This is a genomic window from Serratia sp. JSRIV001 (genome assembly GCF_019968745.1).
GTDB classification, from domain to species: domain Bacteria; phylum Pseudomonadota; class Gammaproteobacteria; order Enterobacterales; family Enterobacteriaceae; genus Chania; species Chania fonticola_B.
The window spans coordinates 390,209-404,612 of the sequence record NZ_CP074147.1; the positions used below are offsets into that span (position 1 = coordinate 390,209).

Annotated in this window: 7 protein-coding genes and 1 tRNA gene; 3 read left to right on the forward strand and 5 right to left on the reverse strand. The window is 54.4% G+C overall.

What is annotated here, in order from left to right; all coding sequences use genetic code 11:
- The first annotated feature begins 838 nt into the window (after positions 1–838).
- Complete coding sequence (locus KGP17_RS01695; RefSeq protein WP_223498749.1) at positions 839–8,569, forward strand: Ig-like domain-containing protein; 7,731 nt, start codon at positions 839–841, stop codon at positions 8,567–8,569.
- A gap of 348 nt (positions 8,570–8,917) precedes the next feature.
- Positions 8,918–9,838, forward strand: a complete 921-nt coding sequence (locus KGP17_RS01700) for a LysR substrate-binding domain-containing protein (RefSeq protein WP_059199504.1) — start codon at positions 8,918–8,920, stop codon at positions 9,836–9,838.
- A gap of 86 nt (positions 9,839–9,924) precedes the next feature.
- On the opposite strand, the gene KGP17_RS01705 is transcribed toward KGP17_RS01700, so the two are convergent.
- Positions 9,925–11,028 carry a hypothetical protein gene (locus KGP17_RS01705; protein WP_223498750.1) on the reverse strand — a complete coding sequence of 368 codons (1,104 nt, stop codon included), beginning with the start codon at positions 11,026–11,028 and terminating at the stop codon, positions 9,925–9,927.
- 193 nt (positions 11,029–11,221) lie between these two features.
- On the opposite strand from KGP17_RS01705, the gene KGP17_RS01710 reads away from it, so the two are divergent.
- Positions 11,222–11,440: a hypothetical protein gene (locus tag KGP17_RS01710; protein WP_037376542.1), complete on the forward strand. Its 219-nt coding sequence runs from the start codon at positions 11,222–11,224 to the stop codon at positions 11,438–11,440.
- A 93-nt stretch (positions 11,441–11,533) separates the two neighbouring features.
- Here the strand turns inward: KGP17_RS01710 and KGP17_RS01715 are convergent.
- From KGP17_RS01715 to cutA, 4 genes are all read right to left on the reverse strand, one after another.
- Positions 11,534–11,609 (reverse strand) — tRNA-Phe (locus KGP17_RS01715).
- A gap of 143 nt (positions 11,610–11,752) precedes the next feature.
- Complete coding sequence (locus tag KGP17_RS01720; protein ID WP_021807590.1) at positions 11,753–12,328, reverse strand: transcriptional regulator; 576 nt, start codon at positions 12,326–12,328, stop codon at positions 11,753–11,755.
- 40 nt (positions 12,329–12,368) lie between these two features.
- A complete protein-coding gene (locus tag KGP17_RS01725; RefSeq protein WP_223498751.1) occupies positions 12,369–14,084 on the reverse strand; it encodes a protein-disulfide reductase DsbD in 1,716 nt (571 codons plus the stop codon).
- Complete coding sequence (gene cutA / locus KGP17_RS01730) at positions 14,060–14,383, reverse strand: divalent cation tolerance protein CutA (protein ID WP_021807588.1); 324 nt, start codon at positions 14,381–14,383, stop codon at positions 14,060–14,062. Before cutA ends, KGP17_RS01725 begins: the two co-directional genes overlap by 25 nt.
- Positions 14,384–14,404: the final 21 nt, after the last annotated feature.

Consider the following 14,404-nt stretch of genomic DNA (forward strand, 5'->3'; position numbering starts at 1 on the left):
TGCAGTCTGCTTAGCGTAATTTACCTTGGTTCACACTAGACTTTATGGCATAAATAATAGCAAGCCACATATGGCTGGTTTTTTATACGAACCTCTCATGTGTGTGATGAATATAGTCCCGCGCAACAGCGATTACAAGCCAATAGATTTTTATCAGTGATAGGAAAAGTTAATACTCAATCTCTAACTGAAAAACGCTATCGATTGAAATTATGTTATCACCGATAAAAATTACTTTATTTACGTTCTTTAAGATACCCAATACAATGGTGAAAATTTGGTGGCAAGATGAACAGGGAAAAGTACAGCCATGAAGTTATCATAGTCGGAAGACCAATGATTATCCTGCAGTGAACATTCCCCATGAGAAGCGAAACTGGACATTAACTTAATCACGGAAGGTCGTGGTTTTTGCTTGCAATGATTTCACCTGTCAGCATTTACCGTTAATGCTTAAAATCATCTTTGGTCGGGAGGAACTTAATCTATTTTCTGATGGTTTTCATCTTGTTGATTTAATTTGTTAAATTTTAATGCCAGGTAATTAATTCACAGATCCATTTTATTGGTGTAAGCGTCACATCTTTATTGTCGCTCAAGTCATAACTTAATGATTGGTATTGGTTTTAATTAAGAAAAACATCTTTTAAATACTTAAAAACAGGTGTGGCTGATGCATTGGGCCCCTCCTGCAAGTATGTCTTTTCAATTTATCTATAAGGTAGTTGCAGTGAAAAAGCACGATTTACCTTCACGCCACAAGGCTGGAGCATTTAAAAAATCTCGGATAGCTACATTGTTAGCCTGGGCTAATATTGTTACCCAAGTGGTTTTCCCGATGAGTATTGCCTATACCCCGGCAGTCATGGCGGCGAAAAATACCCATACTGAGGATGAACAGGCGGTTGCGACGGCAGCAAGCCGTTTGGCGGGTGTGTTAGCCAGCGGCGATCCAACCAAACAGGCCGAATCTATCGCTCGTGGTGCTGCGACCAGTACCGCGAATGACGCCGTTGAAAACTGGCTGAATCAATTTGGTACTGCCAAAGTACAATTGAACCTGGATGACAAACTTAATCTGAAAGGCAGCCAATTAGACGTTCTGTTACCCCTGCAAGATACCCCAAGCCTGCTTACCTTCAGCCAACTGGGTACGCGCTATATTGACGATCGCCTCACGCTCAACGCTGGGATAGGGCAACGTCATTTTATCGATCAGCAAATGTTTGGCTATAACCTCTTCCTGGATCGCGATATCCAAGGCAGTCACTCACGCATCGGTATTGGTGCTGAATATGCACGTGATTACCTGCGGATTGCTACCAATGGCTATTTTGGCGTGAGTGGTTGGAAGAACTCGCGCGATTTGGACGGTTTTGATGAAAAGGCCGCTAATGGCTTTGATATCCGTACAGAAGCCTATCTGCCATCAATGCCACAATTGGGCGGCAAGCTGGTTTATGAGCAGTATTTTGGTGATGAAGTCGGTTTATTTGGTAAGGATAAACGCCAGTCCGATCCTGCTGCCGTCACTTTCGGTGTGAATTATTCTCCTGTGCCATTGGTTAGCTTCGGCGTAGACCACAAGCAGGGAACCAGCGGTATGGAGGATACCCGTTTCAATCTTTCCCTCAATTATTCCTTCGGCACCGAACTGTCAAAACAGCTCGATCCGGCCAATATGGCGGCAAAACGTACGCTGGCAGGCAGCCGCTACGATCTGGTAGACCGCAATAATGAAATTGTTCTGCAATATCGTGAGCAGAAGTTACTGAGCGTGGTGATGGATCCGCTGTTACAGGGGGATTCCGGCCAAACTATTGAGTTACCGATCACCGTCACCAGTAAGCATGGTGTTGCTTCATTCGAGTGGAAAGCAGACCTGTTTACCGCCGCTGGCGGGAAAATCATCCCTAATGGTCAGGGGTGGAAGGCCGTGTTGCCATCGTATAACCTGTTGGGAAATAACAACTATCCTATCAGTGTGACCGTCATCGACAAATCGGGTAACCGTTCTGAGCCTGCTCAGGGGGAAGTCGTGGTTACCGGTTTTGGTATTGCAGCAACCTCTAATCTGATGATTAAAAATGCGCGTTTGCCAGCAGATGGTCGCTCAACAACGCAAGTAGAATTGTCACTGAAGGATGGCAGCGGTCGTCCAATCAGTGGGATCGCCGGGCAGATTACGCTGAACAGCCAATTCCAACCGCCATCAGCGGCAAGCAAAATCAGTCCTGCTTCTGCCACAGTACACCCCATTGCTCATGCCATAGGTGAGGTAAGCGAATCCAAAGATCGCCCAGGTGTCTATCTTGCCACGTTCACTGCTGGCAGCAGCGTGGGCGTAGTGAAGATCACGGCAAGCGTATCCGGGTCAGCGATAGCAGTGAAAGAGGCTTCCGTAACGTTATCGGCAGACAATGCCTCGGCCAAGATCGACGAGAACGGGCTGACCGGCAAGCTGGGTAATACCTTGGCCAACGGCAGCGATGTCAACACCGTGCAGTTGCCGGTGAAAGACGCACAGGGCAACCCAGTGCCGGGCTTCGATGTCACCTTTACTGTGACCAACCCGGACGGCAGCACCCGTCAGCAGACGGTGACCACCGACGAGAACGGCATCGCCGCTCTGCCGGTGACCAGCGACAAAGCGGGCAGCGTGAAGGTGGAAGCAGAGGTGGGCGGCGTGACCAGCAGCACCGAGCTGAGCTTCGTGGCTGACAATGCCTCGGCCAAGATCGACGAGAACGGCCTGTCGGGCAAGTCAGGCAGCACCGTGGCCAACGGCAGCGATGTGAATCTCGTACAGTTGCCGGTGAAAGACGCGCAGGGTAACCCGCTGCCGGGCTTTGATGTCACCTTTACCGTGACCAACCCGGACGGCAGCACCCGTCAGCAGACGGTGACCACCGACGAGAACGGCATTGCCGCTCTGCCGGTAACCAGCGACAAGGCAGGCAGCGTCAAGGTAGAAGCAGAAGTCGGCGGCGTGACCAGCAGCACCGAACTGAGCTTCGTGGCCGACAGCAGCACCGCGACCATCGACGAGAACGGGCTGACCGGCAAAGCGGGTAACACCCTGGCCAACGGCAGCGATGTCAACACCGTGCAGTTGCCGGTGAAAGACGCGCAGGGCAACCCGCTGCCGGGCGTTGACGTCATCTTTACCGTGACCAACCCGGACGGTTCGACCCGTCAGCAGACGGTGACCACCGACGAGAACGGCATCGCCTCTCTGCCTGTCACCAGTGACAAAGCAGGCAGCGTGAAAGTGGAAGCAGAAGTGGGCGGCGTCACCAGCAGCACCGAACTGAGCTTCGTGGCCGACAGCAGCACCGCGACCATCGACGAGAACGGCCTGACCGGTAACGCGGGTAACACCACCGCCAACGGCACCGACGTGAATACCGTGCAGTTGCCGGTGAAAGACGCCAAGGGCAACCCACTGCCGGGCGTTGACGTCACCTTTACCGTGACCAACCCGGACGGTTCGACCCGTCAGCAGACGGTGACCACCGACGAGAACGGCATTGCCGCTCTGCCGGTAACCAGCGACAAAGCGGGCAGCGTGAAGGTGGAAGCAGAGGTGGGCGGCGTGACCAGCAGCACCGAACTGAGCTTCGTGGCCGACAGCAGCACCGCGACCATCGACGAGAACGGCCTGACCGGCAAAGCGGGTAACACCCTGGCCAACGGCAGCGATGTCAACACCGTGCAGTTGCCGGTGAAAGACGCCAAGGGCAACCCACTGCCGGGCGTTGACGTTACCTTTACCGTGACCAACCCGGACGGTTCGACCCGTCAGCAGACGGTGACCACCGACGAGAACGGCATCGCCGCTCTGCCGGTAACCAGCGATAAAGCAGGCAGCGTGAAAGTGGAAGCAGAAGTGGGCGGCGTCACCAGCAGCACCGAACTGAGCTTCGTGGCCGACAGCAGCACCGCGACCATCGACGAGAACGGGCTGACCGGCAAAGCGGGTAACACCCTGGCCAACGGCAGCGATGTCAACACCGTGCAGTTGCCGGTGAAAGACGCCAAGGGCAACCCACTGCCGGGCGTTGACGTCACCTTTACCGTGACCAACCCGGACGGTTCGACCCGTCAGCAGACGGTGACCACCGACGAGAACGGCATCGCCGCTCTGCCTGTCACCAGTGACAAAGCAGGCAGCGTGAAAGTGGAAGCAGAAGTGGGCGGCGTCACCAGCAGCACCGAACTGAGCTTCGTGGCCGACAGCAGCACCGCGACCATCGACGAGAACGGCCTGACCGGTAACGCGGGTAACACCACCGCCAACGGCACCGACGTGAACACCGTGCAGTTGCCGGTGAAAGACGCCAAGGGCAACCCACTGCCGGGCGTTGACGTCACCTTTACCGTGACCAACCCGGACGGCAGCACCCGTCAGCAGACGGTGACCACCGACGAGAACGGCATTGCCGCTCTGCCGGTAACCAGCGATAAAGCAGGCAGCGTCAAGGTAGAAGCAGAAGTCGGCGGCGTGACCAGCAGCACCGAGCTGAGCTTCGTGGCTGACAACAGTACGGCCAAGATCGACGAGAACGGGCTGACCGGCAAAGCGGGTAACACCCTGGCCAACGGCAGTGATGTGAACCTCGTGCAGTTGCCGGTAAAAGACGCGCAGGGTAACCCAGTGCCGGGCTTTGATGTCATCTTTACCGTGACCAACCCGGACGGCAGCACCCGTCAGCAGACGGTGACCACCGACGAGAACGGCATTGCCGCTCTGCCGGTAACCAGCGACAAAGCGGGCAGCGTGAAGGTGGAAGCAGAGGTGGGCGGCGTCACCAGCAGCACCGAACTGAGCTTCGTGGCCGACAGCAGCACCGCGACCATCGACGAGAACGGGCTGACCGGCAAAGCGGGTAACACCCTGGCCAACGGCAGTGATGTGAACCTCGTGCAGTTGCCGGTAAAAGACGCGCAGGGTAACCCAGTGCCGGGCTTTGACGTCACCTTTACCGTGACTAACCCGGACGGCAGCACCCGTCAGCAGACGGTGACCACCGACGAGAACGGCATTGCCGCTCTGCCGGTAACCAGCGACAAAGCGGGCAGCGTCAAGGTAGAAGCAGAGGTGGGCGGCGTGACCAGCAGCACTGATCTGAGCTTCGTGGCTGACAGCAGCACGGCCAAGATCGACGAGAACGGGCTGACGGCAGAAGCGGGTAACACCCTGGCCAACGGCAGTGATGTGAACCTCGTGCAGTTGCCAGTGAAGGACGCGCAGGGTAACCCGATCCCGGGCTTTGACGTCACCTTTACCGTGACCGATCCGGACGGTTCGACCCGTCAGCAGACGGTGACCACCGACGAGAACGGCATTGCCGCTCTGCCGGTAACCAGCGACAAAGCGGGCAGCGTGAAGGTGGAAGCAGAGGTGGGCGGCGTGACCAGCAGCACCGAACTGAGCTTCGTGGCCGACAGCAGCACCGCGACCATCGACGAGAACGGGCTGACCGGCAAAGCGGGTAACACCCTGGCCAACGGCAGCGATGTCAACACCGTGCAGTTGCCGGTGAAAGACGCCAAGGGCAACCCACTGCCGGGCTTCGATGTCACCTTTACCGTGACCAACCCGGACGGCTCTACCCGTCAGCAGACGGTGACCACCGACGAGAACGGCATCGCCGCTCTGCCGGTAACCAGCGATAAAGCAGGCAGCGTGAAAGTGGAAGCAGAAGTGGGCGGCGTCACCAGCAGCACCGAACTGAGCTTCGTGGCCGACGGCAGCACCGCGACCATCGACGAGAACGGCCTGACCGGTAACGCGGGTGACACCACCGCCAACGGCACCGACGTGAACACCGTGCAGTTGCCGGTGAAAGACGCCAAGGGCAACCCACTGCCGGGCGTTGACGTCACCTTTACCGTGACCAACCCGGACGGCTCTACCCGTCAGCAGACGGTGACCACCGACGAGAACGGCATCGCCGCTCTGCCTGTCACCAGTGACAAAGCAGGCAGCGTGAAAGTGGAAGCAGAAGTGGGCGGCGTCACCAGCAGCACCGAACTGAGCTTCGTGGCCGACAGCAGCACCGCGACCATCGACGAGAACGGCCTGACCGGTAACGCGGGTAACACCACCGCCAACGGCACCGACGTGAACACCGTGCAGTTGCCGGTGAAAGACGCCAAGGGCAACCCACTGCCGGGCGTTGACGTCACCTTTACCGTGACCAACCCGGACGGTTCGACCCGTCAGCAGACCGTGACCACCGACGAGAACGGCATCGCCGCTCTGCCGGTAACCAGTGACAAAGCAGGCAGCGTGAAAGTGGAAGCAGAAGTGGGCGGCGTCACCAGCAGCACCGAACTGAGCTTCGTGGCCGACGGCAGCACCGCGACCATCGACGAGAACGGCCTGACCGGTAACGCGGGTAACACCACCGCCAACGGCACCGACGTGAACACCGTGCAGTTGCCAGTGAAAGACGCGCAGGGTAACCCGCTGCCGGGCTTTGATGTCACCTTTACCGTGACCGATCCGGACGGTTCGACCCGTCAGCAGACGGTGACCACCGACGAGAACGGCATCGCCGCTCTGCCGGTAACCAGCGATAAAGCAGGCAGCGTGAAGGTGGAAGCAGAGGTGGGCGGCGTGACCAGCAGCACCGAGCTGAGCTTCGTGGCTGACAACAGTACGGCCAAGATCGACGAGAACGGCCTGACGGCAGAAGCGGGTAACACCCTGGCCAACGGCAGTGATGTGAACCTCGTGCAGTTGCCAGTGAAGGACGCGCAGGGCAACCCGATCCCGGGCTTTGACGTCACCTTTACCGTGACTAACCCGGACGGCAGTACCCGTCAGCAGACGGTGACCACCGACGAGAACGGTATCGCCGCTCTGCCGGTGAGCAGCGATAAAGCAGGTAGCGTCAAGGTAGAAGCAGAGGTGGGCGGCGTGACCAGCAGCACCGATCTGAGCTTCGTGGCTGACAGCAGCACGGCCAAGATCGACGAGAACGGGCTGACGGCAGAAGCGGGTAACACCGTGGCCAACGGCAGTGATGTGAATCTCGTGCAGTTGCCGGTGAAAGACGCGCAGGGTAACCCACTGCCGGGCTTTGATGTCACCTTTACCGTGACCAACCCGGACGGTTCGACCCGTCAGCAGACGGTGACCACCGACGAGAACGGCATCGCCGCTCTGCCGGTGAGCAGCGATAAGGCGGGCAGCGTCAAGGTGGAAGCAGAGGTGGGCGGCGTGACCAGCAGCACCGAGCTGAGCTTCGTGGCCGACAACAGCACGGCCAAGATCGACGAGAACGGCCTGACGGCAGAAGCGGGTAACACCGTGGCCAACGGCAGCGATGTGAATCTCGTGCAGTTGCCGGTAAAAGACGCGCAGGGTAACCCAGTGCCGGGCTTTGATGTCACCTTTACCGTGACCAACCCGGACGGCAGTACCCGTCAGCAGACGGTGACTACCGATGAGAACGGCATTGCCTCTCTGCCGGTAACCAGCGACAAAGCGGGCAGCGTGAAGGTGGAAGCAGAGGTGGGCGGCGTGACCAGCAGCACCGAGCTGAGCTTCGTGGCAGGGGATGTGGTTGCTGAAAACTCCAGCCTGGAGACGGCCTCCGCCAGTATTGAGGCGAACGGGACAGACGCCACGGTGATTACGTTGACGCTGAAAGACAGCAACGATAATCCAGTCACCGGCCAGACCGTGACCTTTAGCACTACGCTGGGTAGCATAGGTAGTGTAACTGAGGGCAACAACGGGGTGTATACCGCGACGTTGACAGCAGGTAAGGCTGCGGGTACTGCAACACTGGGGGTTAAAGTAGGTGGAAATGCATTAGGTGTGACAGGCTCCGTCACGTTAACACCAAGAGCAGTAGGCACGGCCCAATCGGGGTTGATTGCAAGCAAAGCCAGTATCAATGCCGATGACCGTACGGGTTCTACTATCACCCTGACGGCCAAGGATGAGTACGGTGACGCAATCACTGGTCTGGATCTTGAGTTTGTTACCGATCTGGCGAACACCGAGATAACGGCGGTTGTTGACAATAACAATGGTACCTATACCGCAAGTATTAATGGTACCAAGACTGGTGTTGCCAACATTACCGTATTGTCTTCCGGTGTCGCGTTAGAGGGGTTGTCAACCACGGTGACAATAACACCGGGCGCATGGAACGCAGCACAAGACACGCCAATAATGGTGGTGAGTCAACCGACGGTATATTCAAGGTTCACTAATAATGCCTACAAGAGAAATTATGTGAATGTAGAGGTGCTACCGTTATACGATAATTACGGTAATACAATCGCAGGAGAATTGACCTATACGTTAGGTATGGCAAGTGCCAAAGATATAAATGGAGAGACAATTACTATAAGTGCCGCGAGTGATCAGAAACGGCTAAGTGGCGTCAGTGGTAGTTATGCTATCGGCAGTGATAGTTACTTGACCCAAGCATTAGCTGACGCGAATGGTATTGTCAGCACAGATGTTACAATCACAGTGACGGGTGTTAAAGATGATTTCAGAACAACGCCAGTCAATAATAAGTTTGTTTTAGGAAAGGGCTAATCAGCTAGGTCGTCGGGCAATGTACTTTTGCTTGACGGCTATAGTGCCCGGCACTATGACTTAGTATAAAAGCCCCTGTTTTAACAGGGGCTTTTTTTGTCTTCGATCTGGCATCGTTGATCCATGGTCAGTTGTTGGTTTTGTCTCATTGTGTGCATCTCTTGCAGGAGAAAAAAGGTGAGTTTAATAACAGTTGAATTTTCCTTCTCAATTATCACAAGTTATACACTTGGTCGTTAAGCTATCAGAACTGACACTCTTAAATAAAGAGCTCGCGTTTACATTTTCCGCATCTGCATCTAAGCTTAAGTTGATTCATTCCAGAGTTGTCTCAATATAAGGTGAGTTATGAAAGAACTTCCAAAAATCAATCAGCTCAGGGATTTTCAGGCGATTATCTATTATGGAAACATCAGAACCGCTTCACAGGCCTTGTTCAAAACCCAGCCTGCGATGACCAAAAGCATCCAGGAGTTAGAGCGGATTTTGGGGGTGACCTTATTATCCAGAGGGCCACAGGGCATGGTGTTAACCAAAATGGGGCGTGTTTTTGAACACAGAGTTAACACGCTACTTAACGATCTGGAAAGAGCCGTAGATGAGTTGCATCAATTGAGTCAACAATCTCAGGGCAACGTAGTCTTTGGTTGCTCGCACCTGCCAGCTTTAAGTGTTCTCCCTTCTTTAGTCAATAAATTTCAAGTGGAACACCCAACATCCAATATTACCATTATTGAAGGACAACTTTGTGAACTGGTGAGTTCACTTCGGTTAGGGCGATTGGATTTTTTTATTGGTATCGCGTCACCTGAAATATCAATGAGTGAGTTTATTGTCGAGCAACCGATCAATGCGGAATTTTGTATTATTGCCAGAAAGGGGCACCCTCTCTCTCATTGCCGCTCATTAAGCGAATTGCAAGGGGCGAAGTGGTATTTCCCCAGTACCAGAACCGGGTATTATAAAGAACTAGAGAAATTTATTTTCCCAAATGGGAAAACGAGCAAGGATATCGTGATTTATGGAGACTCATTGAGCATTGGTGAGCAAATGGTGTTAAATGAGGATTATTTTTTTATTGGACCCAGGGCAGTTCTCGATATTTCTTATGTAAAAGATCTTATCACCGTGATACCTATAAAAGAAAGATTGCCTGATGCCCTATATGTTATTATCCACAAACAACAACATGGGCTGACTCCGCTGGCAAAACAACTGATGGATGAAGTCAAAGCGGCGTGTTTAAAACTTCTCTCTGATGAGAATTGATTTTACGGAAGTTTGCTCCTCGGTGCTGGCTATCCAAGAAGGTGCGACCTAATTTGATCGCACCTTCCTTGACCAGACAGAGTCTTTTATAGTGGGAAACGTAATATGGCGTTAAGATCGGCACTGGAAGGTAAATCGTCGCTGCGTACTGCTAAAACTCTTGCTCCGGTAGCCATCGCTCTTTTGGCAATCTCATCAATTAAATCGTAGGCGTCATCCTCATCGTTGTCACTGAAAGTGATTAATCCTTGCTCATCAATGATGCCTTTCAGCTTGCAGTCGAGGTTAATCAGTAGCAAATCAATGGCGCCGAACGTGGCTGCTCTTGCCGCATCTGAAAGATCCTGAGTGACCCGGCGTTCTCCTAAGCGTGTTTCAAAGCGCGAGGCTAACGCGTTCAATTGCTCCTGATAATAGTTATCCATTAATGGCCGCACCAACGTTACTAATTCAGAAGTACCAAGGTGCTCAGCATTTTTGAAAAGCGTTTCCTCTGCCAGGTTAGCCAATGAGTTTGTTGAACGGTAGATCGAGGCCAGCGGCTCGGTACTGACAAGGATAAGCGGAGAATCATGTCTGGCAAACAGTGGACGTAATGCCTGGTCAATTTTGCGAGTATATTGCGCCAGTCGCACTTTGTGATGTGTCGCGCCATGGTGGTGGTCATTCAATGCTGCATCCCCCATGGCATCCTTCATGGTGGTGGGCATCTCTGGCACTGTCATCTCTTCTGCGGGAGCATCAGCAAAAAATTCTATCAGGCGTGTCTGGTTTTCAGAGAGTGCAAGGATGTAGGCCGAATGTGGGAAGGTTAACGCACGTAATAATGGTTTAAGGTAGAAACGTTTGCCCACTTCAAGTCGATTGGATAGCTCATTGGCCAGCCGGTAAGTTCGGATACTGTCTGGTGTTGCAAGCACCGCCAGGCTGCGTGCATGCAGGTCCCAAAATGACTCATCTTCCAACACTGAACGAAGCTGTTCTTCCAACAAGGCAACACGGCGTTTATCCAGGCCGCTGTCTGCAACCTGCAGCAACGCCTCCTTGATGAAGTTACCAAGTTGAATTTTACTGGCCTCTAAGTGCTGGCGTAGAGGCGAGGTTTCAAGATAAATCGAGATACAAGCATCCGCATGAATATCAGCTAAATAGGCATATTCTTCACGGCTAGGGATATCAACATAAAGCATGTGCACCTCGCAAAATGACAAGATTATTTAGGTGGTACGGCTTCTTTGGGGTCTTTCCGCTAACATCTGTGGTGGGAGCCTTAAGCAGACAAACAGCCCGTACCTTAACAATAGTTGCTTCCTTGATGACCGGGGGACAATCAGGTGTTTTTTTATGCTGTTTTAATGAGGTACCCGTAACCCGGATCGCCTGATGTCATTCCTGTCACTTCTCAGAAAAGCGGTTGGTATGAACGAGCAAAAGCATGTTGCCGTCGTCTGCGAGCTTATAGGACTTGTATTACGTTTGGCTGCACGGATTTTTTGCGTCAGTGGAGCCATAGACAGGCCTACTGATAGTGAAAGAGGGGCAATATTAGCGAATCAGACTTTACTTTTGATTGTAGTCGCACAAGGGCTTGATGCTGAGTAAAGCTAGTGGGGGCTGGTTGGATGAGAGTATTAGGCAATCGTTGAGTCAGGCTGGAAAGCAAAAAACCCGCCATAGGCGGGTTCTTCTAAATAGTGGTGCCCGGACTCGGAATCGAACCAAGGACACGGGGATTTTCAATCCCCTGCTCTACCGACTGAGCTATCCGGGCAACGGGGCGCATTAAACCGTATTGGCCGTGCGGCGTCAACGGATTTGTGTCGAAAAACGTGAAAACAGCGCCGATTGCTGGCTTTTCAGGCAAAGGCCGCGTAATTCTACCTCTGTTGCCACCAGATCACTGCATATCACGCTTTAGCTTAACGCACCGAACTGACGGCATTGGGCAATATGCAAGATATCTTCGGCCAGCCGTTTGGCGACGGCCACATCCTGCAACTGGCGTTTTATCAACAATTTACTCAGGCAGCCTTCCTGTACCAGCTCCATTTGCTGCGCTACCGAATCGGCGTCGTCGGCATCCATCTCACGTAACAGATCGCGGGTGAAGTCCAGCGAGGTGATCTTCTGCTGTTCGGCCAGTTGATGGATCGGGTGGTCGCTCTCTGGGAAGAAGCTACAGGCGGCAATAAACAGGCAGCCAGGGTAACGTTCATTCTGCACGTGTTCTGCCAGCACGTCGTAACGCGCCAGCAGCTTTTGCTGCGGGCTCAGCGTCTCATCAAGCTGCAACTGGCGGCGCCAGGTATCAATCTGCTGGCCGTGGTAGCGCAGGCAGTCATACAGCAGTGCCTCACGGTCCGGCCAGAACGGTTTGAAATCGCTGTATGGCACACCCAGTTTTTCTGCCAGCATTTCCAAGGTGGTGGTCGCCAGGCCCTGTTTTTCCAACAGCTCCAGGGCTGTATTTAAAACCTGTTCACGTTGCACTAGTGCTCCCTCCAAAAAATGTTCTGAAACTCAGTGTCGTTTACCGAGTGGTTTTCTGCAAATGTGCGTCGAAGGCTTCTGCGTTCATAAAGCCCGTCACGCGGGCTGCGGGTAACTCTTTGCCATCTCGGTCAAAAAACAAAATGGTCGGCAGGCCAAGCACCTGCAAGTGCTTGAGCAAGGCTGCCTGCTCGGCATTGTTGGCCGTTACGTCGGCCTGCAGCAACACCGTATCGGCCAATTGGGTCTGCACCGCTGGATCGCTGAAGGTGTACTTCTCAAACTCTTTACAGGCGACACACCAGTCCGCGTACATGTCCAGCATCACCGGCTTGCCCTGCGCCTGTTGCAGCGCCTGATTAAGCTGCTCAACGTTATTGATACGGGTGAAATTCAGATGTGGCTGGGCCGCCTGCTCAGAGGCGGTGTTACCGAATGCCCAGTCTTGCAATGGACGCGCCGAAATCACCAGCGCCGCCAACAACAGCACTTGGACGGCTCGCGTCCAGCCACGGGATGATTTCAGGCTCAGGACGAATGCCCAGCCGAAGAATGCCAGCCCGAGCAGGCTCCACAGGCGCAACCCCCAGACGTCGCCGATCACCCGCTCAAGCAGGAACACCGGCAGCGCCAGGATCACAAAGCCAAAGGCTTCCTTGACGTACTGCATCCACGGGCCGCTGCGTGGCAGCAGGCGGTTGCCGAACAGCGTCACAATCACCAGCGGGATACCCATCCCCAAGGCATACAGATAGAGCGTGCCACCACCGGCCCACATGTTACCGCTTTGGGCGATGTACAGCAGGATGGCGCTGAGAGGGGCGGTGGTGCATGGCGAGCAGATCAGGCCTGCCAGAGCGCCCATCACAAACACGCCCACCAGTGAGCCACCCTGCTGGGTGTTGCTCCAGTTGGCCAGCCGCGTTTGCAGTGACGAGGGGAGCTGCAAAGAGTAGCAGCCGAACATGGACAGAGCCAAGGCGACAAACAGCACCGACAGACCGATCAGCACGTAAGGGTGTTGCAGCGCGGCCTGGAACTGCAACCCGGCGGCGGCAACCACCAGGCCGAGCAGGGTATAGGTCAGCGCCATGCCTTGCACATACACCACGGCCAGCACCAGAATGCGCCCGCTGCTGTGTGGCCGCTCACGGCCCAGGATAATGCCGGAAATCAGCGGATACATCGGCAACACGCAAGGGGTAAACGCAATACCGATACCAATCAGCAAGGCCCACAGGGGGGAGAAGGGCAGATTGGCCGGTGCTGTTTCTGCTGGTGTTACGGCTACCGGTGCTGCGGGCTCTGCGGCCAGCGCTACTGCGCTCAGAGGGATCACGCGGGTTTCCGGTGGATAGCAGAAACCGGCCTCAGCACACCCTTGGTAGGTGACGCTCAGGCTGGCATTGTCTCCCGCCTGCAACAGGGGAATGCTCAGGGCCAATGGCTCTTTGAATATCGCTACTTCACCAAAGAATTCATCTTTATGCTTCAGCCCGGCGGGCAGCTCGAACTGGCCTAGCGTTGCCTGCTGTGGCACCAGCTTGATTTGCTGGCGGTACAGGTAGTAACCAGGGCGGATTTGCCAGCTTAGCGTCATCTGGGGGCCCTGTTGTTTAAAATCAAAGGCAAATGCCTGATCGACGGGGACGAACTGGTTGCCCGCGTTTTGGCCGAACAGTGAAGCCTGGGCCGCAGTCGGCAGAAAGAACAGGCTGCAAAGCAGCAATATCAGTTTAATGAGGCGTTGATCCATGACAGGTAATCTTTATCTCCAGCCATCACCGGCAGCACCAACAGTTCGGGTGTCTGGTACGGGTGATGTTGTTTCAGGTAGGTGAGTAGCGCTTGTTGATGCTGGCGATCGCTTTTAAACAGCATCTGCACTTCGTATTCCTGTTGCAGTTTCCCTTCCCAGTAATACAGCGATGTTGCCCCAGGCAGCAGCGTGGCGCAGGCCGCCAGTTTCTCTCCCAGGACGCGTGCCGCCAGCTCTTGCGCCGTGGCTTCATCGGGTGCGGTACAGAGTATGACGATAGCTTCGCAATCAGACATCTTCGGCCCTCTCAACCAGGT